14 protein-coding genes are annotated in these 23404 nt (G+C 64.9%); 7 read left to right on the forward strand and 7 right to left on the reverse strand.

Features of this window, described 5'->3' with window-relative positions:
* Positions 1 to 67: 67 nt before the first annotated feature.
* Positions 68 to 8395, reverse strand: coding sequence for a FecR domain-containing protein (locus BJA_RS40235; RefSeq protein ID WP_038966116.1), 8328 nt, complete (start codon positions 8393 to 8395; stop codon positions 68 to 70).
* A gap of 619 nt (positions 8396 to 9014) precedes the next feature.
* Between BJA_RS40235 and BJA_RS40240 the strand changes: the two genes are divergently transcribed.
* On the forward strand, positions 9015 to 9746 hold the full coding sequence (locus tag BJA_RS40240; protein WP_011090649.1) for a transglutaminase-like cysteine peptidase: 732 nt from the start codon (positions 9015 to 9017) through the stop codon (positions 9744 to 9746).
* Positions 9747 to 9862: 116 nt separating this feature from the next.
* Positions 9863 to 10987 carry a lysozyme inhibitor LprI family protein gene (locus BJA_RS40245; RefSeq protein WP_011090650.1) on the forward strand — a complete coding sequence of 375 codons (1125 nt, stop codon included), beginning with the start codon at positions 9863 to 9865 and terminating at the stop codon, positions 10985 to 10987.
* Between the two features lie 187 nt (positions 10988 to 11174).
* Here BJA_RS40245 and BJA_RS40250 read toward each other — a convergent pair whose 3' ends face one another.
* The 6 genes from BJA_RS40250 to BJA_RS40275 all read right to left on the reverse strand — a co-directional run bounded on the left by BJA_RS40250 (position 11175) and on the right by BJA_RS40275 (position 17987).
* Positions 11175 to 12374, reverse strand: coding sequence for an ABC transporter substrate-binding protein (locus BJA_RS40250; RefSeq protein ID WP_038966119.1), 1200 nt, complete (start codon positions 12372 to 12374; stop codon positions 11175 to 11177).
* Positions 12375 to 12473: 99 nt separating this feature from the next.
* Positions 12474 to 14312 (reverse strand): AMP-dependent synthetase/ligase, encoded by a 1839-nt coding sequence (locus BJA_RS40255; RefSeq protein ID WP_011090652.1) that lies wholly within the window; start codon positions 14310 to 14312, stop codon positions 12474 to 12476.
* A 94-nt stretch (positions 14313 to 14406) separates the two neighbouring features.
* On the reverse strand, positions 14407 to 15195 hold the full coding sequence (locus tag BJA_RS40260; RefSeq protein ID WP_011090653.1) for an ABC transporter ATP-binding protein: 789 nt from the start codon (positions 15193 to 15195) through the stop codon (positions 14407 to 14409).
* A gap of 4 nt (positions 15196 to 15199) precedes the next feature.
* Positions 15200 to 15958 (reverse strand): ABC transporter ATP-binding protein, encoded by a 759-nt coding sequence (locus BJA_RS40265; RefSeq protein ID WP_011090654.1) that lies wholly within the window; start codon positions 15956 to 15958, stop codon positions 15200 to 15202.
* A complete protein-coding gene (locus tag BJA_RS40270) occupies positions 15955 to 17106 on the reverse strand; it encodes a branched-chain amino acid ABC transporter permease (RefSeq protein ID WP_011090655.1) in 1152 nt (383 codons plus the stop codon). The genes BJA_RS40265 and BJA_RS40270 overlap by 4 nt, the downstream gene beginning before the upstream one ends.
* Positions 17107 to 17111: 5 nt before the next feature.
* Positions 17112 to 17987 carry a branched-chain amino acid ABC transporter permease gene (locus tag BJA_RS40275; RefSeq protein ID WP_011090656.1) on the reverse strand — a complete coding sequence of 292 codons (876 nt, stop codon included), beginning with the start codon at positions 17985 to 17987 and terminating at the stop codon, positions 17112 to 17114.
* A 261-nt stretch (positions 17988 to 18248) separates the two neighbouring features.
* Between BJA_RS40275 and BJA_RS40280 the strand changes: the two genes are divergently transcribed.
* From BJA_RS40280 to BJA_RS40300, 5 genes are all read left to right on the forward strand, one after another.
* The gene (locus tag BJA_RS40280; protein ID WP_028173716.1) at positions 18249 to 18998 is read left to right on the forward strand and encodes an ABC transporter ATP-binding protein; all 750 of its coding nucleotides are present in this window, start codon (positions 18249 to 18251) and stop codon (positions 18996 to 18998) included.
* Entirely contained in the window at positions 18995 to 20521 is a 1527-nt protein-coding gene (locus BJA_RS40285; protein WP_011090658.1) for a hypothetical protein, read from the forward strand. Before BJA_RS40280 ends, BJA_RS40285 begins: the two co-directional genes overlap by 4 nt.
* 105 nt (positions 20522 to 20626) lie before the next feature.
* A complete protein-coding gene (locus BJA_RS40290) occupies positions 20627 to 21442 on the forward strand; it encodes an MBL fold metallo-hydrolase (RefSeq protein WP_011090659.1) in 816 nt (271 codons plus the stop codon).
* 65 nt (positions 21443 to 21507) lie between these two features.
* Positions 21508 to 22029 (forward strand): hypothetical protein, encoded by a 522-nt coding sequence (locus BJA_RS40295; RefSeq protein WP_038966118.1) that lies wholly within the window; start codon positions 21508 to 21510, stop codon positions 22027 to 22029.
* A 272-nt stretch (positions 22030 to 22301) separates the two neighbouring features.
* Positions 22302 to 23354: an amidohydrolase family protein gene (locus BJA_RS40300; protein WP_011090661.1), complete on the forward strand. Its 1053-nt coding sequence runs from the start codon at positions 22302 to 22304 to the stop codon at positions 23352 to 23354.
* Positions 23355 to 23404 lie beyond the last annotated feature (50 nt).

Here is a 23404-nt window from a genome sequence, read left to right on the forward strand (position 1 = left end):
CAGCTACATCTTTGATACCGGAATCCGCCGCGAACGAGGCGCCGTAGCCGAACCGGGGGAATGACCGTCAGGCATGGTTCGCGACGATGAAATCACCGGCATGCAGGCTGCTCGCCACGAGATTCTTCAGGCGGATCGACTGGTGATCGTCGAGCGTGACCAGCGTGTCGGCTCCCTGTTGCGTGATGCCGAGATCGCTGAAGGAGTGGATGTTGGCAAACTTCTGCAGGTCGATCTTGTCCTGGCCCAGCTCGAAATCGACGATCGTGCTCTGAACCGGAAGCGTCGAATTCGTAAAGGAGAACTGGTCCTGCCCGTCGTTTCCGACCAGGGTGGGTCCCGTGGGCGGATCGACGACCAGCGTGCCGCCGTTGCCGTCGTTGGCGAAATGGAAGCTGTCGATGCTGTAGCTCCCGGCAAACTTGATGGTCGCGGTGTCGGTCCCGTCGGACAGCGTCAGCACGCCGCCCAGATGGTCGGCGTTTTCGGTGTAGGTCACCCCGGTCAGGCTCGAGAAGCCGATGTCCTTGAGGTCGAGGAGATCCGAATTGGTGGTGGTGCCGTCGCCCGCGAAGCCGTTGATGACGCCGGTGAAATCGGCGGCGTGTTCGATCGCGAAGGTGCCGGTGGTTCCGGTCCCGTTGGCGAAGGTCACGCTCTGTGCGGAAGCCTCGCTGAGGTTCAGCACCGCGTCGGACTCGATCGTCATGGGCGCATCGGCGAGCGGATCATAAACGGTGGTGCCGCCATGACCGTCGCTCTGAAGGGTCCAATTCAGGTCCCTGCCGAGAAACTGCAGGGTGACGGTGGTCGCGCCGTTGTAGAAGTCGACGGTCGTGACGTTCGTGTCCGAATTGTACTGGGCCTGCGCCGACATCGAGGACGTCCAGGCGAGATCCTTCATGTCGATCAGATTGCCGGACGAGAGCGGAGCTCCGGCCGGAGAGCCCGAGATGAGCCCGTGGAAATCCTTGGCATGGTCCAGGACCAGGGTGCCCAGGCCGTTGTCGTAGTAGACGACGATCCCCGAAACCGAGCCCTCGATCTCCACGACGGCCTTGTTGGAAATCTCGATCGCGCCGGTGCCGCTGACATTGCCCTTGATGTCGATCGTCGAAACGTTGTTCCCGAAGAACGGACCGGCCTCGATCAGGCCATTGTCGACCACGTCGCCCTTCACCGTGAACACGGTGCCGGGCTCGGTCAGCAGCGTCACGCCGGAGGCGACGGTGAGGTCGTGGATCGTGACGTTGGCCGCGCTGTCGACGGTGCAGGGTTCGCCTCCGGCGAGCAGCTTCACGTCGTAGCTGGCCGCCGGCACGCCCAGGCTCCAGTTCGACGCCGTGTTCCAGTCGCCGCCGGCAGGATTGGTCCATTCATCGACCGGGGCGATCTCGACGATGGTGCCGCCGTTTCCGTCGCTGCTCGTGATGAAATGCGTGTCGCTGTAGCTGCCGATGAGCTTGAGCGTGATGCTGTGGTTATGCGTATCGCTCACGACGAGATTGCCGGTGAGGGCGTCATAGGTCGCCGTGGTCCCGCCGTCCCAGGTGATGGTCGACAGGTCGATCTTCTCGTTGGCGGCGAAGCCGGCGATCGAACCGCCGAAGGTCGCGGTGTCGATCTCGAGCTCGCCGCCGGCGCCGGCGAAGGTGACGGTCTGCGACACCAGGTTCTTGATCTCGAGCGTCGCATTGGCGTCGATCGTGACCGAGCCTGCGCCGGTCAGCGAGCCGAACAGCGTCAGCGTTCCGGTGTGGACCTCGATGAGATGGCTGTTGACGATGGTGCCCGTGATCGACGCCGCGCCCCAGCTGTCGATGTCGCCGGAATTGCTGATGCCGGTTCCGTTCACCGAAATCGAGGCGCCATTGAGCAGATCGATTTCGCCGGCGTTGACGATCGAGGACACGTTGCCGAAGACGCTGCTGCCGCCGACGGTCCAGATGCCGCCTGCATTGTTGTTGAAGGTCGCGCTCGCGACCGAGATGTTGCCGTTGATGTGGCCGGTGTTGTTGATGATGACGGCGCCGCCGGTCTCGACGATCGCATAAGTCGCGGAGGTCACGGTGGAGGCGACGGCCGGCCCGATCGTGCCGGAATTGTCGATCGTCGCGAGGCCGTTCGCGTTCTCCTGGATGAAGATCGCCGCATGGCCGGTCGCGCCCACGACCGAGCCGGTGTTGGTGACGTGCGTCGAGCCGGTCGCGGCCGGATCGCCCGGAGCGACGGCGTTCTGATTGACACTGATGCCGACGCTGCTGGTGCCGGTGATATGGCCGTTATTGACAATGGTGACAGCGCCTGCACCCGCGGCAAAAGCGGACAGGCCGACCGCGCCGGTGGCGGAGCCGTTGTTGGTGACGCTGACGTCCCCGCCCCCATGATCGAAGACACCGATCGCGGTGCCCGCCGCGGTGATCGAGGAGCCCGCGCCGGTCGTGACCGTGACCTTGCCGACGCCCCAGGTGAACGCCTCGATGCCGTAGCCGGCATCCGCGATGATGGTCGCATCGCTGGTGACGGTGACGTCGCCGCTGACGGCGTTCGAGAAGACGCCGCTGCCACCCGGCTTGTAGCCCGCGATGATCGCGCCCGGCGTGGTGGTATCGCCGTTCGGCGCCGAGCCGGAATGGATGGCGCCGTGCGCCACGACGGAGATCGTGCTGTGTACGCCGCTTGCGATCGCCGCAGCGTAGTTGACCGCCACGATGCCGGAGCTGCCCGAGATGACGCTATCGCCGCTCGCCAGGGTAACGCTGATGTCGCCCTGGTCGATGCTATAGGCGAGAATGCCGTAGCTGGTCGTGCCCTTCACCGAGGCACTGGCACCGAGCGTGACGGTCACGTTGCCGCTACCGCCGTTCAGCGCCTGGGCGCGGATGCCTATCTCGGCACCGATGACGGTGGTGCCGGCGCCGTCGTTCACCGTGACGTCGCCATTGCCGTAATTGTAGGCGTGGATGCCGTAGCCGCCCGCGGCGGCGACATTGCCGTAGTTGTTGACGACGACGTTGCCATAGACGTTGGCGTTGGCGCCAAAGCCAGTCGCCGCGCCGAGGTAGCCGGCCTCGAGGCCAGCCGGCGCGTTGCCGCTCAGATTGAGGCTCGCACCAGAGTTGACGGTGCCGTAGTTGGTGACGGTGATCGAGCTGTGATCCGAGGCCAGGAGCGTGCTCGCGCGATTGACTGCGACAACGCCGGAGCTTCCCGACGTGACGACGCTGCCGGCCTCCGTCCTGACGGTCGTGCTGCCTGAGCCATAGCTGCGCGAGCGGATGCCGTAGATCGAGTTCCCCGTGATGGTGCCGCCGGCGTCGATGGTAATGTCGCCGCCACCCTCAGTGTGCGCATCGATGCCGTAGGCGCCGCCCGCGGCGCCGCCAAGCTGGGTGATCGAAATGTCGCCGCCGTTGGCGGTGTTCAGGTTCTCGACCAGCACACCGACCGAATTCGCGCCGGAGCCGGTCGCCTTGCCGGTGAGATCGTTGACCGTGATGGCACCGGAGCCCGTTTGGCTGTCGCGCAACGTGATGCCGTTACCGGCACTGCCGGTAATGTTGCCGGTCGCCGTCAGCGAGATGTCGCCTGTGCCATTCTGCGTGACGACGACGCCATTGGCCGCACCGGTCAGTGCACCGGTGGGCGTGAGAATGATGTCACCATGGCTACCGGGCGACCCACCCGAGGCGGTGAAGTCGACCGCATCACCACTTAATGCCTCAATGTTGGCATCACCGGTGATGGTGAAGGTGCCTCCCGTTGACGCCTGACCGCTGATGGTACCGCTGAAGGCGTGGCTTGTATCGTCGAGCTTGAGCGTGTTGGAGCCGCCCGCGAAGAGGACCGTCTGCGCGTCCGCACCGCCGAGCTCAAGCATCGCGCCGTTGTCGATGATCACCGCGCCGACGCCGCTGAGGCCGCCGGAGAGGTTCAACGTTCCGGCCTGGACCTCGATGGTGCCGGTGTTGGTGACCGCCGCCGAGATCGTGTTGAGACCGGTGACCCCGTAGAGATTGCCAGAATTGCTCAGGCTGCCGCCATTGATCGAAACGTCGGACAGATAGAGTTTTGACGCGGCGTCGATCGAGATCGTTCCGCCGGCGTTGGCCACGGTGGCGGTTATCAGCTTCAGCGTGGCGCCGTTCACCACCTCGATCAGATCGTGATTGGTGATCGCGTGAAGGACGCCGGGATCGACCGTCAGCGTGCCGCCGGTGACGGCGATCGTGCCGGTATTGGTGATATCGGCGTTGTGGATCGCGCTCGTGCCGGTCGATTCCAGCGTCCCCGCGATCGTCAACGTGCCGCCATCGATCACTGCCCCGACGAGATCGAGCGTCGAGCCTGATGTGACCGAAACCGCGCCGGTGCCGTTGGTCACCGTCATCGCGATCAGCTTCAGCGTGCCGCCATTGATTGCGGCCAGCGTGCCGGTGTTGGTGACGGCCTCGTGGTCGATGTCGAGCTCGGCGCCATTGGCCTGAAGCGTGCCGGCGTTGGCGATGGTGGCCGAGGTCATCGTGGCAAGCGTCAGCAGGCCGCCAACCGCCTCGATCAGGCCGTTGCTGGTGATGGCAGCATCGGTGATCGTGGTCGCCCCGGACGAATCCAGCGTGCCCGAAACGGAGAGTGCGCCGCCGGTCAGGCTCGCACCCGCCAGGGTCAGCTTCTTGCCGGGATCGACCTTGACGGTGCCGCCGTTGCCGATCGTGGCTCCCGCAATGGTGGCATCGTCGAGCGTCAGTGTGACGCCGTTTTCGACCGTGACCGTGCCCTTGTTCAGGGTTGCGTTGCCGTCGATCTTGCTGTTGCCGGTGACGTCGATCGCGCCGCCCTGCGCACCGCTATAATTGTCGATGGTGCCGCCGGTGATCTCGGTACCGGACAGCGTCAGCGTCTGGCCATCGTCGATCTTGATGACATGGCTGGTGTTGGTCAGGATATCGTTGAGCAGCGTCGCGGCGCCGGCGATCTCGAGCGTGCCGGTGTTGGCGACCGCTCCGCCCTGGATCCTGGCGCCCTCCTTGAGCTTGACGGTGTTGTCGAGCTCGATGCTGGAATTGTCGGTGATATCAGTCCCGGACACGGTGACGCCATCCAGCGTCAGCGCGGCACCCGCGGTGACCGCAGTGACGCTGAGTATGGCACCGCCGTCGATCTTGCTGGCACCCATGACGTCGATGGTGCCGCCGCCCTTGATGGCGCCGCCGCTGAGCGTGGCGTGGTCCAGGGTCAACGCGGCATTGGCATCGACGATAACGTTGCCGCTCGAATTATTGACGGTCGAGCCCTGGTCGATGGCCAGGGCGCCGTTCGCCAGCACCTCGATCGTGCCGGCATTGTCGACGCCCTCATTGCTCAGCGCATTGCCGCTGCCGCTGACGTTGAGGACAGCATTGTTGTTCAGGATGCCGTCGCTCAGGACGGCGTTGCCGGTCAGGTCGATTTCACCGTTGCCGGTGATCACGCCTGTGCCGCGGATGCCGGCGTTGAGGACGGGGCCATCTTCATCGTCACCGCCGCCGATAACCGGCCCCGCTCCGCTAATCGTCGCGCCGTTGACGGTCAGCTTGCCGCTGGCATCGACGGTAACCGCACCGTTGTTGGTGACGCTGGAGCCCTGGTCGACGGTCAGCCAGCCATTCGCCAGCACCTTGATCGTCCCGCTCGACGTATTGGAGACGCTCTCGTGGGCGAACTCGGCCGTACCCTTGACGTTGACCGTGCCGGAATTGTTCAGCGCGCCGTGCTCGATCAGGCTGGTGCCGTCGAGCTCCAGCGTGCCCAGAATGGCGACGGTGCCGCCGTCGACCGTCGCGGTATCGACGATCAGCATCGTGCCGGCATCGGTCTTCAGCGTGCCGCCGGCATTGTGGATCGTGGCCAGTATGTTCAACGTGCCGCCCGACAGCTCGATCGTGCCCGAATTGCTGATCGTGGTGCCGCTGGCGAAATCACCGCCGCCCTGGAGCGTCAGATAGCCGGCATTGGTAAGCACGCTCGTGTCGAGGATCTTGGCCTTGCCGCCGACCGACATCGTGCCGGTCACGGTGTTGGTGAGGATCGAGTCCGCGCCCATGTTGAGCGCGCCCGATATCGTCAGCGAGCTCTGGTTGATCAGTTTCGGCGGCGGGCCGCCGAAATCGTTCATCGTCACCGACCTGGCATAGGCGGCGACGTCGATCGTCACCGGATAGGACGGCGTCAGGCCGTGCAGCTGATCGGTGATGACGATGACGTCGTCATTGATGGTCGGGACGGTGCCGGTTTCCCAGTTCGCCGCGTCCTTCCAGAAACCGCCGGAAGGCGCGCCCGCGTGGTCGGTCGCGATCCACACCACCGCGGGCGCATCGGTGCCCTTGATCGTGACGGTGATGGTCTGCTGCGAGGTGGCGCCCTGCGAATCCTTGAGCGTCACGGTGTAGGTCAGCGTCAGCACCTCGCCCTTCGGAATGAAGTCGGCGAGGTAGACGGGAAGGTCGGCCAGCGACCAGTTGATGGTGCCGGTGCCGTCCCCGGTGCCGTCGGCACCCGCCGCGATCGCGACCGACATCGCGCTCTGGAACGCGGCGAGCGGACCCGGCGGAACGGTGCTGCCATCAGGCAGGGTCGCGCTGGTCAGCGCCACCGACACCGTATGCTTGTCGGTGAGATCGACGTCGTCGAAGCTCAGCGTACCCGACGTCGGCACATCGCTGGTGAGCGGACCGCCCGGCTTGCTGGTGCCGCCTTCGAAGGTGATGGTCGGAACGCTGGTGGTGATCACCGGCTTGTCGTTGGTGCCGGTGATCGTGATGGTGATGTCGATGAACGACGCTTCGGGGTTGACCGAGAAATTGTTGTCGACGCGGACCCTGTAGGTGAGCGTCAGCGTTTCGCCCGCCGCCAGGAAGTCGAAGACGTGGTCGGGGATCGTATAGGTCCAGACCGCAGAGCCGTTATTGTTGTTGCCGGCGGCGGCGGCGACCTGGATATCGATCTGCGTCGCCGCGATGTCCTGCTTCTGGAGCGCAGAGAGCGTGCCGGTGACATCCTGCTGGCCGGCGGTCTTGTAGACGTAGTTCGGCGCGTCGCCGAAGCTAATGCTCACCGTCGGCTGATCGCCCAGGTTCTGGTCGACGAAGGTGATCCGGCCGGAGATCGTATCGGGCGTCGTATCGCCGGTCGCGTTCGCGTGCTCGGTCAGCGCGAACGCCGTCTTCACGTTGCCGTCGAGATCGAGGCTTTGACGCAGGGGCGGCCCGGGGATGCGGGTGCTGGTCGCCGGATTATGGCCCGCCCCCTCCGAACCCGGCTGATTGGGATTCGTGAAGGTCGCGGTCGCGGTGGCACCGGTGTCCGTCTTGATAACGACAATGTTGCCGGTCTGCGTGATCGTGTCGGTGAAGTTCGTGGTCAGCTTGGTGTTGGTGTTGTTGTCGGTGAACTTCAGCGTGAACACGTCCGTGATCAGCTTCTGGATGTCCGGCGACATCAGCGCGTTGGTGATCGAGACGTTGCCGCCGCTGATCTGGATCATCTGGCCGGCCTGATTGACCGTCGCGATCGGCAGCAGCGTGACCTTGTCGAACAGGATGTAGGAGCCCGTCGTGCCGTTCGGCTCGACCAGCACCTGGAAGCTCGCCTGCGGCTGCGGATCGCCGCCGCCGGCGGGAACGACGAAGTTGATCTGGGTCAGCACCGCCGTGCCGCGGATGCCCATGGTGGCGACCGGCGTGTCGATCTTCATGTCGCCGTGCTTGGCGGTCTCGCCGGCGACGAAGGTGATGGTGCCGGCGACCAGGCTGAGCAGCGAGGAGTTGTTCGACCCGTTGGGGTCGTAGACCATCTCGTTCAGCACCATCCGCGCATTGGAGGACAGGCCGAACACGGTGCCGTCGATGAAGGTGATACCGAGCGTCGAATCCGCGCCGGTCGAGACCACGTCGCCCTTCTCGACATTGTCGCCGTTGTTCAGGATGACCGAAACGCCGTTGCGGACCGCGGTCGCGCTGCCGGAGAGTTTGGTGACGTGGCCGATGACCTGGGCTGCGGCAGTACCGGGCGCGGCCTGCGCATATTGCACATGGCCCGTGAGCGCGTTGACGACGTCGCCGGTGAGGTGGGCGCCATCGGGCGAGGCGATCGCGGCGCGCTTGTCGCCCCTGAAATAATCGTGAACGACGAACTCGTGTCCGTCATGGGACAGCACGAGGTCGAGACCGGCGCGCTTGAACTCGCCGTTGAAGATCAGGTTCGGTTCGGGAACCACGAACGCGCCATCAGGCACGTGACCGTGCGCCTTCGCGATGAAGGGCTTGGCGGTAAAGGAATCGACATGGACATCGGCGGGCGAGTGGGAACCCTGGCCGTCCAAGAAGATCGCGGCGTCAAATTTGCCAGCGTAATTCAACCGGGCACCGTAAAAAGGGTTAAAATTTAAGTAAGTATCAACCGCCTAAGCTTGCATAGCATTACTAAATCCTTAGCGAAACCATCTATTGCTTGTGTGATTTCGCGTCACTTGACGATCGGAGCCCCCGAAGAGCAGTGCCCTCATGGTGAGGACAAAGTATTCCTTGCAGTATTCTGAAGTTGAAGTCGGCCCGTTTTCGCACATTCTCAGTCATCCAAAGTAAACTGCCGTATAGATCAAGCGGCAGATACTCATGTCATCTTTTCTTCGTGGAACCCCGGGGCATCCTGCGGGAAATACGGAACTAAATCTGTGACCCAACTAACAGAACCCGTGAAATAGCGGGTCGTTAGCCATAGGCGACAGAATCAGCCTACCTGCAACTTCTGCCTGCAATTGTTTCCATTTCGCGGCGACCGGACACCTCCTAGCCCCCGATTCGTAAAATTTTACGCAATTTGGGCAGAGCCGTTTCAGCCTGTCCCACGGTTTTGGGGCCCCTGCCGGGCGCGTTAAGCAGAACAAAACGGCCCGTCTCGCACTATCTCCGCGAAAGCAACAAAGCCCGGCACGTACAGGTCGAGGGGGACCTGGCGAAGCCGGAAGGGGATGTCAGATGGAGACCGCTGCTCGCTCGCGCGCCTGGCGCGCAATCCTTGTCCTGTGCGGATTGGTTCTGCTCGGATCGGCCGCAGAGCTCCGCGCCGGCACGCTGCTGTCGCCGGGCGCCGGCGTCCTCGTGCGCAAATCCGCCGAACCGTTCGGCGTGTTCGCCTTTGCCATCTCGTCCGGCAGCCTCCAGCAGAAATGGTCCGCGCTGAAATCCAGGCTCGACGACGACATGGTGCAGCTCGCGCTGTGCGACGGCGACCGCGACAATTGCGCATCGCCTGCGGCACTCAAGTTGCTCGCCATCGTCGACCAGGCCCGCGCCCGCGACGGCCGCGCCCGGCTGGGCGAGACCAATCGCGCCATCAACCTCGCCATCCGCGCCGCCAATGACGGCGCCGACGACGTCTGGAGCTCGCCGCTTGCGACCTTCCAGCGCGGCGCCGGCGACTGCGAAGACTATGCCATCGCCAAGCTGGCCGCGCTGCGGCTCGCCGGCGTTGCCACCGAGGACCTCCGCGTCGTCGTGGTGCGCGACATCCGCGCCGGCGAGGAGCATGCGGTTGCCGCGGCAAAGCTCGACGGACACTGGCTGATGCTGGACAACCGCCGCATGGCGATGGTCGAGGACGACGACTCGCGGGGCTACCAGCCGCTGTTCGTGCTGTACCAGTCGGCCGTGCTGAAATATGTCGACGAGCCGGTGCGGTTGTCGATGGCCACGGCCGAGGCGCACTGAGCTAGCTTGCAACCCGGATGGAGCCAGCGGGTCGACGCAAAGCGCCGTCCCACAAATTCATTCCACCACGCGATCCGGGGCGCTAGCATGCCTCCGGCAAGGCGGGGGCGACTGGAATGCGGTTCATCGGGCTGATTGTGCTTGCGCTGCTGGCGCCCGCGGCACCCGTGTTCGCGCAATCCGGCCCATCCGATCGCTCCATCGCCGACAAGCTGCCGCTGTTCGCCAGGAACAACTGCCAGCAGATTCGCGACCCCGGCAATCAATTGATCTGCGGTGACGCCGAGCTTGCCGCCGCCGCCGAGAAGCTGGGCACGGCGATCGAGGCGCGGCTCGCCCGCCTGCCCGACCGCCTGCCGGCGATCGAGGAGAACGCCATCTGGGGCCGCCAGCGCAATCTCGGCTGCGGCATCGTCGGCCAGACCCGGATCCGCGCCGACGATTTCGACCGGGTGAAGGCGTGTCTCCTCAAGGTGACCGAGGAGCGCGCCACGATCCTGCGTGATCCCGATTTCGACTGTCTCGCCGCCAATACGGCCGCGGGCGCACTGATCTGCGCGGAGCCCTCGCTGGCGCTCGCCGAAACGGAGCTCAATGGCCAGGTGCTCGGGCTGATCGGCAAGCTGGACCCGACTGCGGCCCGCTTTGCCTTCGCTGAATACGGCCGGTGGACGCGAGAGCGTGACCGCAGATGCAATCTGGTCGGCAAGGAGAACGTGCCGCTGCAAGAGCTCGAATCGGCGGAGAGCTGCCTCGCCGATTACCTCGCACACAAGATCGACGAGATCCGCGCCGCCAAGGGCGATCCCAAAAAGGTGTTCGGCCGGCAGGTCGCCGCCCGCTCGCCCGACACCGACGCCGTCGACTTCTGCGCCGCGCGGATTCACGCGGCCAATTCCTGCGGAAATTTCCTGCGCATCAACCGCGTCTACGCCGTCGACAGCCAGGTGAGCGACCAGGAGGCGCAGGTCACGGGCGAGATCGAAATGGTCGTGCTGGCGCCCTTCGCCACATGCAGCAAGGTCGCCTCCACCTGCACCGGCACCTGCTGGGACGCCAGGACGGGTCGTCCGCAGCCGGGAGCCGCCGGCAACAAGGAGCGCTCCGCGGACGCCTTCAACGTCACGCGCCGCCTCAGGATCCAGCGCACCTTCGCCTTCGTCAAAGCCGGCGACGGCTGGCGCTGCCGTGAAGACGAGCTGGCACCGGTGAATTCGGGGACCGCGGGCGGCGGATCGTAGGTGTTTCTTCTCCCTCTCCCCGCTCTTCGCGGGGCCGCGGCGAGCTCCGCTCGCGCTGAGAGGGTTGGGGTGAGGGGCAGCTTCCGCAAAGACGGTGAAAGATGGACTCGCGGAGACTCCCCCTCACCCGGAATTTGCTCCCGCAAATTCCGGCCTCTCCCCGCACGCGGGGAGAGGCGAAGACGCATCAAAACATCAGATTGTCCTTCACCAGCACCCAGCGGCCGCCCTTGACCTGCTGCACCTGGGTGATGGTGTTGGCGAGGTGGTCGGTCTTGGAGAACTTCGTCGGGGGCGAGTTGAAGATGTCGAGGAACTTCTCGCCCGACTCGAGCGAGTCCAGCATCTTCTGTCCCGTGAGGTCCTTGCCCGCCTTCTGCGCATAGAAGGCGAAGGTCATCACCGCGTTGTAGCCGATGATCGCCTGCGTGTTGGCGTCGGTGTTGAACATCTTCTTGTAGTTGACGAGCCAGTCGTGGACCTTGCCCTTGGCGGTGTCCTCATACGGGATCTCGAAGCCCGACGCGGCATAGAGGCCTTCCACTGCTTCCTTGCCGAGCATGGGCACTTCCATCACGTTGACGGGCGTCGCACCGAGGAAGGTGACGTCCCAGCCGAGCTTCCTGGCCTCGGTCATGGCGCCGATGGGCTCGCGCAGGACCGCGCCGAGCACGACGAGGTCGCAGCCGTCGGACTTCATCTTCGCGACCTGGGCGCTGAAGTCGGAGGCGCCGCGCTTGTAGCTCGTGATCGAGGCCGGCTGCACCTTCATCACAGCCAGTTGCTGGTTGAATCCGTCAAGCACGTTCTTTCCGTACTCGTCGTCCTGGTGCATGATGCAGGGCTTCTGGAAGCTCTTCCACTCCATCATGTATTTGAGCGCGGCGCGCGTGCTCTCCACATAGGGCAGGAGGTTGTTGAACTTCAGCCGCTCCTGCGGCTTGGCCGGATCGAACTTGAAGGTGAACTCCGCCGCCGTCAGCGGGAAGAGCTGAAGCACCCCGGCGTCGAGCAGGATGTCCTGCGCCGCGAGCACGGTCGGCGATCCCATTGGTCCCACCATCGCGAAGATCTTGTCGCGCTCGATCAATTTTTGCGACGCCAGCACGGCCTTCTTCGGATCGTAGCCGCTGTCCTCGACCACCAGCCGGATCTTGCGGCCGTTGACGCCGCCGGCGGCGTTGACCTCCTCGACCGCCATCTTCATGCCGTTGGAGACCGGCACGCCCCAGCCCTTGATCGGCCCCGACAGATCCTGATGGGTGCCGATCACGATCTCGGTCGCCGAGATGCCTTCATTGGTGACCTTGGTCTGTGCTGCGGCCGGCAGATGCGTGAGCACCACCGCGCTCACCGCAAGGCCGAACGCCCTGAACGATTTCGACATTGACGTCTCCTCTCCCTGGCCCTTGTTGCGCGAAGGGTTGGCCATCGCTCCTTCGCTGATTTCAGCGTCTCCTTGCGCACGGCCTTCCGGCCGCGCGCCTCACGCCACCGCACGTTCGCGATACATGGCGTCGATCTCGGCGGCGTAGCGCTTGTTCACGAAGCTGCGCTTCAGCTTCATGGTCGGCGTCAGCTCCTCGTCCTCCGGGGTGAGCTGGCGTTCGATCAGGAAAAACCTCTTGATGGTCTCGACGCGGGCGAAATTGACGTTGACCTGCTCGATCTCGCGCCAGATCAGGTCCTGGATCTCCGTCGCCCGGCACAGGCTCGCATAATTGGTGAAGGGGATGTCGTGGTCCTGGGCGAACTTCTCGACGTTCTCCTGATCGATCATGACGAGGCAGGTGAGGTACGGCCGCTTGTCGCCGATCACCACCGCATCCGAGATGTAGGGCGAGAATTTGAGCTGGTTCTCGATCTCGGACGGCGTGACGTTCTTGCCGCCGGAGGTGATGATGATGTCCTTCATCCGGTCGGTGATGCGAACGAAGCCCTCGTTGTCGATGGTGCCGACGTCGCCGGTGTGCAGCCAGCCGCGCGGATCGATGGCCTCCGCCGTCTTCTCCGGCTGGTTCAGATAACCCATGAACAGGAAGTCGCCCTTGATCAGGATCTCGCCGTCGGGCGACAGCGCGACCTCGCCCCAGGACACGGCGGTGCCGACCGAGCCGAGCTTGATCCGCGTCGCCGGCATCATGGTGGCGACGCCGCAATTCTCGGTCTGGCCGTAGACCTCGTGCATGTCGATGCCGAGCGCGAGATACCAGCGAATCAGCTCCGGCGCGATCGGCGCCGCGCCGGTGAAGGCGATGCGGCAGCGATCGAGCCCGATCATGCGGCGGATGTTGCGGAAGGCGAGCCGGTAAGCGAGCTGGTTAGCGAGGCGCAGCGACAGCGGCGGCGCCCTGCCCTCGATCCGGCAATCGACCATGCGGTAGCCGATCCCGATGGCGCGGCGGTAGACCCATTGCTGGAGCGGCGTCGCATCCTTCAGCGCGATGGTAATGGCGGAATAGAATTTTTCCCAGATGCGCGGCACCGCGAGGAAGATGGTCGGCTGCACCTCGCGCAGATTGTCCGGCACCGTCTCCGTGCTTTCGGCAAAATTCATCACCGAGCCGAGCGCGACCGAGATGTAGTAGCCGCCGATGCGCTCGGCGACATGGCAGAGCGGCAGGAAGATCAGCCGGTCTTCGTTCTCCCGCGCCGGGATGAAGTCGTTGGCATGCCGCATCTGGTGCGTGACGCTGCGGTTGGCGTGCATCGCGCCCTTGGGCGGGCCGGTCGTGCCGGAGGTATAGACGAGCACCGCGAGATCTTCAGGGCCGCGGCTGTCGATCATCTCCTGCCACAGTGCTTCGCGCCCGACCATATGGTTGCGCCCGAGCGCACGAAACTCGTCGAGCGACATCACCATGTCGTCGGAGAAGCCGCTGAGGCCCTCCATGTCGAACACGACGATCCTTTGCAGGGACGGGCAGCGTGTGCGGCAGGTGAGGATCTTGTCGAGCTGCTCCTCGTCCTCGGCGAAGATCACCTTCGTGCCGGAATCGTTGACGAGATACTGGACCTGGGACGAGGCATCGGTCGGATAGATTCCGGACGAGACGCCGCCGGCGCACAGGATGCCCATGTCGGCATGGACCCATTCCGGCACGGCATTGGCGATGATGGAGGCGACGTCGCCGGGCATGAAGCCGATCGCGCGAAGCGCGTAGGCGATCTCCTTCGAGATCTCCAGCCACTCGCGCCAGCTCGTCGGCTGCCAGATGCCGAACTTCTTCTCGCGGATCGCCGGCCTGTCGCCCCGCGTTTCCGCGGCGCGCAAGAAGCTTTTCGCGATCGTATCAGCGACCGTCAGCACCGCCGGTCGGGCCATGCGCCTCTCCTCCTTGTCGCTTCCCCTCCGCTGCCTGCCTTGCCGGCGGTCTATGTCTTGCGGACGGGCAACCCATCTAACGCCAAGTCTTGCCTTAACGCCACGTCTTCTTCTTTTTCCAGCGCCGTTCGCCCCGAGCGCCCGCTTCCTTGGCGCCAAGGTAGAATTCCTGGATGTCCTGGGAATGCATCAAGCGGTCGCAGGTGTCGTTCATCACGATACGGCCGATCTCCAGCACATAGCCGTAATGTGCCGTTTCCAGCGCCACCTTGGCGTTCTGCTCGACCAGCAGGATCGACATGCCCTGCTCCTCGTTGACGCGGCGGATGATGGTGAAGATCTCCTTCACCAGCAGCGGCGACAGGCCGAGCGAGGGCTCGTCGAGCAGCAGCAGGGTCGGCCGGTTCATCAGCGCGCGGCCGATCGCGAGCATCTGCTGCTCGCCGCCGGAGAGCTGGCCGGCCGGCTGGTCGATGCGCTCCTTCAGCCGCGGGAAATAGCCGTAGACGCGCTCCAGATCCTCCGCGACGCCGCCACGGTCCTTGCGCGGATAGGCGCCCATCATCAGGTTCTCGCGCACGGACAGGAACGGGAACACCTCCCGCCCCTCCGGCACGTGGCTGAGGCCCAGCCGCACGATCCGGTCGGCCTCCATGCGCTGGATCGGCTTGCCCATGAACTCGATCGCGCCCTTCTGCGGATCGAGAATGCCGGAGATGGTCTTCAGCACCGTGGTCTTGCCGGCGCCGTTGGCCCCGAGCAGCGTGACGATGCGGCCGCGCGGCACCTCCAGCGAGATGCCGCGGATCGCCATGATCGGCCCGTAATAGCTCTCGATGTTGGAAAGCTTCAGGATGATGTCCGGTGTCGCCGCGGCATCCATCGCGTCAGGCTCCCAGATACGCGGCGACGACATCAGGGTGCTGCTGCACCTCGGCGGGCGAGCCCATCGCCAGCACGCGGCCATAGTTCAGCGCGATGACGCGGTCGGAGACGCGGTTGACCAGCGACATGTCGTGCTCGACCATCAGCACGGTGACGCCGAGCTCGTTCTTCATGTCGCGGATCCAGAACGACATGTCGTCGGTCTCCTCGACATTGAGGCCGGAGGACGGCTCGTCGAGCAGGATCAGCTTCGGCTCAGAGCACAGCGCCCGCGCCAGCTCGATCACCTTGCGCACGCCGTAGGGCAGGCCCGAGATCAGCTTGTCGCGATAGGGCTCGAGATCGAGGAACTCGATCACCTGCTCGACCCGGCGGCGATGCAGCTTCTCGTTGGCGCGCACGCTCGGCAGGAACAGCAGCTCCTGCCAGAGCTGCGTGGTGGAATGGCGGTGGCGCCCGACCAGGAGGTTGGACAGCACCGTCGCGTTCTCGAACAGTTCGATGTTCTGGAAGGTGCGGGCGATGCCTAGTCTTGCGATATCGTAAGGCGGCTGCTCGGTGATGTCCTGGTCCTCGAAGAAGATGCGGCCCGAGGTCGGCCGGTAGATGCGCGAGATCAGGTTGAAGATCGAGCTCTTGCCGGCGCCGTTGGGCCCGATGATCGAGAGGATCTCGCCCTTCTCCACCGCGAACGACACCGCATCGACGGCCTTGAGGCCTCCGAAATGCAGCGACAGGTTCTCGGCGCGAAAATAGCTCATCGGTTGCGCTCCGACTTCACGTAGATCTTCTGCCGCTTGAAGGTGGCGCGCTTGTAGAGCGGGAAGAGCTGGAAGAAGAGCTTGATCTTGAGCCAGCGGCCGTAGAGCCCGAGCGGCTCGAACAGCACGAACAGCACGATGATGATGCCGTAGATCGCGCCCTTCAGACCGTTGAGCGAGGCGAAGGCCGCGACCTTGGACTGGACGTTGGCCGCTCCTTGGGTGCCGGCGCCGAAAGCGGCGGCAATGCCGGCGATGATGCCGGGCATGTCGTCCTTCAAATAGGTCAGGAACGGGTCGATCATCACGATGAAGATCGCGCCCAGCACGGCACCGTGCAGGCTGAAGCTGCCGCCGATCAGGATCACGATGATGAACTCGATCGAGAGCTGGAGCGTGAACATCTCCGGCGAGATGAACGAGAGCTTGTGCGCGAACAGCACGCCGGCAAAGCCGGTGATCGCCGCCGAGATCGCAAAGGACTTCACCTTGTAGAGCGCGACGTTGACGCCCATGCTGCGCGCCGCGGTCTCGCTGTCGCGGATCGCGACGAAGGCGCGGCCCGTCGGCGAGCGCAGCAGATTGAGCGTGCCGACGATGGTCAGCACCAGAACGGCGAGACACAGGAAATAGAAGGTCGGGCTGTCGCGCGGCACCGCGACGCCGAGCAGCGACAGCGTCTTGACCCGCATACCCTCGTTGCCGTTGGTGACGCTCTCCCAGCGCGCCAGGATCTCCTCGACGATCAGGGCAAAGGAGATGGTGGCGATGACGAGATAGATGCCCTGGAGCCGCAGCGCGGGAAAGCCGACCATCGCGCCGATGATGCCGGTCAGAAGGCCTGCGGCGAGGAAGTAGACCGGGAACGGCACGTTGTATTTCTGCAAATAGGCCGCCGTGTAGGCGCCGATCGCGAGGAACGCGGCATGCCCGAGCGAGGCCTGCCCCGTAAAGCCGGTCAGGATCAGCAGCGCCACGCCGACGGTTGCATAGATGCAGACGAAGACGAGCTGGCTCATCAGATAGCTGGAGAGCACGTAAGGCGCGACCAGCAGCAGCGCGAGCAGGATGCCGTAGGAGACGAAATAGCCCGAATGCGGGAACAGCTTGATGTCGTCTTCGTAGTCGGTCTTGAACAGGAAGCGCATGGCGTTCAGACCTTCTTGCGGACGTGAAGGCCGAACAGGCCTTCGGGCTTGAGCAGCAGCACGGCGAGCAGCACGACGTACGGCGCGACGTCCTTCCAGCCCTCGGCCAGATAGAAGCCGGCCATGCTCTCGATCACGCCGATCAGGACGCCGCCGACCACCGCGCCGGGGATCGAGCCGAAGCCGCCGAGGACTGCGGCGGGGAATGCCTTGAGGCCGAGCACGAGGCCGACATTGGAGTGAATGAAGGTGATCGGCGCCAGCAGCACGCCGGCGCAGGTCGCGACCGCCGCGCTGATCGCCCAGACGATCGACACCACGCGCTTGACCGGGATGCCCATGTAATAGGCCGCCAGCATGTTCTCGGAACTGGCGCGCATCGCGGTGCCGAGCGTGGTCCTGTTGAAGAAGAGCCAGAGCAGCGTGCACAGGATCATCGTCGCCGCGATCACCGAGAGCTTGTCGTAGGCGAGCACCAGCGAGCCGATGCGCAGCACGCCCTGGCTGAACGGCGTCTCGATCTTCAGATCATCGGTGCCCCAGATCATGCCGGCGATCGAGCGCAGGAAGTAGCCGAGCCCGATGGTCGCCATGATGATGGAGAATTGCGGATAGCCGAGGATCGGCCGCACCACCACGCGTTCGGCCAGCATGCCGAACAGCGCCATCGCGGCCACCGCACCGGCAAAGCCGATCCAGTAGTTCAGGCCCATCATGCCGATGAAGGTGAAGGCGAAGAAGCCGCCCAGCATCATCAGGTCGCCCTGGGCGAAGTTGACGACCTCGGTCGCCTTGTAGACCAGCACGAAGCCGAGCGCGATCAGGCCGTAGACGCAGCCGAGCGCAACACCGCTGACCAGCTGCTGAACGAAATCCAGCATCGCCGCGCTTCCTCCTGACGCAACCGGCGGTTCTTCGATCGCCTCGTCGCATCTTGTGTCCAGTCGCTACGCAGTCGTTTCGCTGCGTCAGCGCCATTTGTCCCGGTGCCAATTCAGCCTGAACCGCCAAGCGCTGTCAACAAACGGTGACTTGCCTTTAGTCCAAGACGGATGACGGAATTTGCGGCAGTGCGATTCACCGCGCCGAAACATCTTCGGGTCATGGTCGCGGGCGATGCAAAACCGGATGGTGTGGCCGTCATGAAGCCGGACAGCTCGGCGCTCGAAGTCCGAGGGTTAACGAAGCGTTTTGACCGTCCGGCGGTCGACGGCCTCGACCTCACAGTTCACGCCGGTGAATTCTACGCCCTGGTCGGCCCCAACGGCGCTGGCAAGACCACCACTTTGCGCATGGTTGCGGGCCTCTTGCGGCCCGACGCCGGCGCGGTCTCGATCTTCGGCATCGATGCGCTCCAAAATCCGGTCGCCGCCAAGCAGGTGATGGCGTGGGTCTCCGACGAGCCCATGATCTACGACAAGCTGACGCCGCTGGAGTACCTCGAATTCGTCGCCGGGCTGTGGGGCATCGCGCCGTCCGCCTCGGAACCGGTCGCCGAGGGGCTGCTCAGCTCGCTCGGGCTCGAGCCGCACCGGCACGAGCGCTGCGAGGGCTTTTCCAAGGGCATGCGGCAGAAGGTGGCGCTGGCCGGCGCGCTGGTGCACGATCCCCGCCTCATCATTCTCGACGAGCCGCTGACAGGGCTGGACGCCGTGTCCGCCCGCCATGTGAAGGGGCTGTTGAGCGAGCGCGTCCGCACCGGCTGCACCGTGATCATGACCACGCACATCCTCGAGGTTGCCGAGCGCATGGCCGACCGCATCGGCGTGATCGCCTCAGGCCGCCTGGTCGCCGAAGGCACGCTCACCGAGCTGCGCCAGCAGAACGGCCATGCCGACACCAGCCTGGAAGATCTCTTCATCGCGCTGGTGACGCTCCAGGAAGCCGCATGAGCTCGGCGACCGCGCTGTCCTGGTTTGCCCGCCACGAGCTCCGCCTCGCCTGGCGCGAATGGCTCGCCATGATGACCGGCGGCCGGCGCAGGCGGACGCGCGTCGCCGTCATCGGCCTGCTTCTCTTCGCAGCGCTCCTGCACGTGCCGGCCTGGGCCGTGATCGGCCGCGTCGCCGACCTGCAACTGCCGCTCGACAAATCCTCGCTGATCGTGATCACAGCGACGATCTTTCTGGCCTGGACCTTGATGCTGTCGCAGGCGATCGAATCGGTGACGCGAGTGTTCTACGCCCGCGCCGATCTCGATCTGATCATGTCCTCGCCGGCGACGCTGGCCAACCTGTTCTCGGTGCGCATTGCCGCGATCGCGCTCGCCGTCACGGTGCTGGCGCTGTTGTTCTCGACACCCTTCATCGACGTGCTGGTGATCGGCGGCGGACCGCGCTGGCTTGCGGCGTTCGGCGTCGTGGTCGCGATGGGCCTGTCAGCCGCGGCGATCGCGATTGCCGTCACCATCCTGCTGTTCCGCTTGATCGGTCCGGCGCGGACGCGCTTCGTGGCCCAGATCCTCGCCGCCATCATCGGCGCCGGCTTCGTGATCGCGCTCCAGGTCGCCGCGATCATGTCCTACGGCACGCTGTCGCGCTTCACCATCCTGACCTCCGGCACCTTTGCCGAACACGCCCCCGACGCCGACAGCATCTGGTGGTGGCCGGCGCGGGCGGCCCTGGGCGACAGCGAGGCGCTGTTGCTGCTTCTCGCGCTCGGGCTGGTGATGCTCGGCGGCGTCATGGCGATCTTTTCGGGCCGCTTTGCCGACACCGCGATCGATGCCGCGGCATACGGCACATCCGGCCGCCGCAGCGCGAAGCAGCGCCCGTTCCGCGGCGGATCGCGGCAGCAGGCGCTGCGGCGCAAGGAATTTTCGCTGCTCTGGCGCGATCCCTGGCTGATCTCGCAGACCCTGATGCAGCTGCTCTATCTGGTGCCGCCGGCGCTGCTGCTCTGGCGCAGCTTTGCCGACAGTTCTGCCGCACTGACGCTGATCACACCCGTGATCGTGATGGCGGCGGGACAGCTTGCCGGCGGACTGGCCTGGCTGACGATCTCGGGCGAGGACGCTCCCGACCTCGTCGCGACCGCACCGCTGACGCCGTCCAGCGTCATCCGCGCCAAGATCGAGGTGGTGCTGATCGCGATCGCGGTCATCTTCTGCCCGCTGGTCGCGGCGCTGGCGTTTGCCTCGCCGATCCAGGCTGCGGTCAGTGCCGGTGCGATCATCATCAGTGCGGCCTCCGCGACCGCAATCCAGCTCTGGTTCCGGGTGCAGGCCCGGCGCAGCCAATTCCGCCGTCGCCAGACCTCTTCCCGGCTTGCGACCTTTGCCGAGGCCTTCTCCTCGATCGGCTGGGCCGCCACCGCTGCGCTGCTGCTCGCTCTCCCCCTCGCCGGCCTCGTCAGCGGCCTGATCACCGCGAGCCTCGTCGCCATCACCTGGAAATTCAGCCCAAGACGCGAATAAGCGGCGCGGATGACAGCTGCGATACTGACGCGCTGTTGATCGAAGCCCATTGGCCCCGCGCTGCATTGCGCGTTAGACTTTCTCCTGAAGTCATCGGGGACGGATATGTGGCGACTTGTTTCGGCCGCTCTGGCGCTGTTCGGCGCGCTCCTCTCGCCTGCCCTCGCTCAGCAGCAGCCCCAGCGCAGCGAATGCCTGGCGATGGCCAACACCGCGCCCCGCGCCGTCCCGGTCGCCTTCCGGCAGGCGACAGCCGCGGCCGAGGTCGAGATCACCTATGTCGGCCACTCCACCTATTTCATCGACACGCCCGGCGGCTTGCGCATCGCCACAGACTATAGCGGCGCCTATCAGATCGGACGGTTGCCCGACGTCGTCACCATGAACCGGGCGCACAGCACGCATTACTCTTTATTCCCCGACAAACGCATTCCCCATGTGCTGCACGGCTGGGGCGAGGACGGCAAGCCGGCCATCGTGTCGGAGCGCATCGGCGACACCTTCATCCGCAACGTCACGACCGACATCCGCCGCTACTTCGGCGACGATGCCGGCACCGACATGATCCGCGACGGCAACTCGATCTTCATCTTCGAGGTCGCCGGCCTCTGCATCGGCCATCTCGGCCACCTTCACCACAAGCTCGACGACAGCCATTTCGCCCAGATCGGGCGGCTCGACATCGTGATGGTGCCGATCGACGGCACCTACACCATGTCGCTGGACGGCATCTCCGAGATCACCAAGCGGCTGCGCGCCTCCGTGGTGCTGCCGATGCACCGCTTCGCCACCCCGCTCGACGATTTCATGCGCCGGATCGGCCAGCAGTTCGAGATCGACCGGCGCCTCGAGCGCTCCTTCCGCATGTCGCGCGATGCGCTGCCCTCGAAGCCGACGGTGATCATCCTCGACGGCGTCTGAGGCGCAATTTTCTCCAAGCCTGCTGGCGCCCATTGGTGCTGATCTCTCCGCAACAGGAGATCGACATGACAGACTTTGCGAGACTGCTGCACGCGGATGGACCAAACCCCGAGCACGCGGCAGCGCTCCGGCTTTACGGCCGCTTCGTCGGCGACTGGGATGCCGAGATCACCGCCCGCGGCCCCGATGAAACGAAACACACCGCGCCCGGCGAAATCCATTTCGGCTGGGTGCTGGAAGGCCGCGCCGTCCAGGACGTCTGGATCATTCCCCGTTCCAGCGGCAGCCCCGCCTTTCCGATCGCCGGCAACTGGTACGGCACGACGCTGCGGGTCTACGATCCGACCATCGATGCGTGGCGGATCTCCTGGTTCGATCCCGGCCGCAGCGTGTTCCGTCAGCAGATCGGCCGTCCGCGCGGCGATGACATCGTGCAGGAAGGCAAGACCGACGCGGGCGACCTGACCCGCTGGAGCTTTACGGAGATCGCGGACGACTCCTTCCATTGGCTCGGCGAGGTCAAGCCGGCTCCCGCAGCCGATTGGCGACTTGTGGTCGATGTGAGGGCGAGGCGACGCAAGGGTTAAGTCGAATGGATTTTGACTGAATCGATCGGGCCACGGGTTCGCTGCAACCTCTCCCGCTTGCGGGGGAGGTCGCGCCGAAGGCGCGGGTGGGGGCTCTCTCCACACTGGGAATCTCTCTGTGGAGACACCCCCACCCCAACCCTCCCCCGCAAGCGGGAGAGGGAGCGCACCTCCTCCGCCGTTGCTATGGTGCTCTGAGCAACGCGCGCTGCCGGGCGCAAGGACGAGATGCTAGGCTCCCGCCACAAAAAACATAGAGGGAGCGAACGCCGATGGCTGCAAGCGGTCTACCCGCCAACACGAGCGGGCTATTCGTCGAGCCGCGCGAGGACTGGCTCGCGCTGCATCAGGAGGAGATCATCGATCCCTCGCGGCCGATCGTCGATCCCCATCATCACCTGTGGAATCGCGGGCACCGCTACCTGATCGAGGAGATGGCGGCGGATATCGGCTCCGGCCACAACATCGTCGCCACTGTCTATGTCGACTGCCGCTCGATGTATCGCGCACACGGGCCCGAGGCGTTCCGGCCGGTCGGCGAAGTCGAGTTCGCCAACGGTGTCGCCGCAATGAGCGCAAGCGGTGCTTACGGCACGGCCGCGATCTGCGCCGGCATCGTCAGCCATGTGAACCTGCTGCTGGGCGACGCCGCCAAGCCGGTGCTGGAAGCCGAGATCGCGGCGGGCAACGGCCGTTTCCGCGGCATCCGGCATTCCTCCGCCTGGGACCAAGATCCTGTCGTCGCGGGCATGTACGCGAACCGGCCGAAAGGACTGCTGCAGGATCCGACCTTCCGCAAAGGCTTTGCCTGCCTGGCGCCGCTGAACCTCAGCTTCGATGCCTGGCTGTTCCATCCGCAGATCGGCGAGCTGATCGAGCTCGCGCGCGCCTTCCCCGACACCAGGATCGTGCTCGACCATTGCGGCGGTCCGGCCGGCGTCGGCCGCTTTGCCGGGCGGCGCGAGGAGGTGTTTCCGCAATGGCGCGCCTCGATCCGCGAGATCGCCAGATGCGAGAACGTGGTGGTGAAGCTCGGCGGCCTCGCGATGTGCCTGCTGGGCTACGATTTCCATCTGCGCGAGAGCCCACCGTCCTCCGAGGAGCTTGCCGCGGCCTGGCGGCCCTATATCGAGACCTGCATCGAGGCGTTCGGCGCAAGGCGCGCGATGTTCGAGAGCAATTTCCCGCCGGACAAGGGCCAGTGCAGCTATCAGGTGATCTTCAACGCCTTCAAGCGCATCGCGGCGCCTCTGGGCGAGGCCGAGAAGACGGCGCTGTTCTCGCAGACCGCGACCGATATCTACCGGCTCGACTTGCCGTCATGACGAGAGAGGGGCCGGGATGTTGGTCCCGACCCCTCTTCCGTCGTAGCCGC

The organism is Bradyrhizobium diazoefficiens USDA 110, from assembly GCF_000011365.1.
Taxonomy (GTDB): domain Bacteria; phylum Pseudomonadota; class Alphaproteobacteria; order Rhizobiales; family Xanthobacteraceae; genus Bradyrhizobium; species Bradyrhizobium diazoefficiens.